General features: G+C 53.1%; 1 rRNA gene. It reads left to right on the top strand.

The window, feature by feature from the left end:
- Positions 1-806: ribosomal RNA gene (locus J9892_RS22280) — 23S ribosomal RNA — on the top strand; the annotation flags it as partial.

Raw genomic sequence — 806 nt, 5'->3', positions numbered from 1 at the left:
TTTAAAGAAAGCGTAATAGCTCACTAGTCGAGTCGGCCTGCGCGGAAGATGTAACGGGGCTCAAACCAGGCACCGAAGCCGCGGATTCACGCTAAGCGTGAGTGGTAGGGGAGCGTTCTGTAAGTCTGCGAAGGTGTATCGAGAGGTATGCTGGAGATATCAGAAGTGCGAATGCTGACGTAAGTAACGATAAAGGGGGTGAAAAGCCTCCTCGCCGGAAGACCAAGGGTTCCTGTCCAACGTTAATCGGGGCAGGGTGAGTCGACCCCTAAGGTGAGGCCGAAAGGCGTAATCGATGGGAAGCAGGTTAATATTCCTGCACGACTTGTAATTGCGATGGGGGGACGGAGAAGGCTAGGTGGGCCAGGCGACGGTTGTCCTGGTGAAAGTGCGTAGGTGGTGTTTCTAGGCAAATCCGGAGACACAACACTGAGACACGAGACGAACACACTACGGTGTGGAAGCCATTGATGCCCTGCTTCCAGGAAAAGCCTCTAAGCTTCAGATTACAAGTCATCGTACCCCAAACCGACACAGGTGGTCGGGTAGAGAATACCAAGGCGCTTGAGAGAACTCGGGTGAAGGAACTAGGCAAAATAGTACCGTAACTTCGGGAGAAGGTACGCTCTTGTTGGTGAAGTCCCTTGCGGATGGAGCTGACGGGAGTCGCAGTGACCAGATGGCTGGGACTGTTTATCAAAAACACAGCACTCTGCAAACACGAAAGTGGACGTATAGGGTGTGACACCTGCCCGGTGCCGGAAGGTTAATTGATGGGGTTAGCGCAAGCGAAGCTCTTGATCGAA

Origin of the sequence: Aeromonas sp. Prich7-2 (genome assembly GCF_017939255.1) — a bacterium.
In the GTDB taxonomy this organism is placed as follows: Bacteria; Pseudomonadota; Gammaproteobacteria; order Enterobacterales; family Aeromonadaceae; genus Aeromonas; species Aeromonas caviae.
This window is presented reverse-complemented; position numbering and strand designations above follow the sequence as displayed.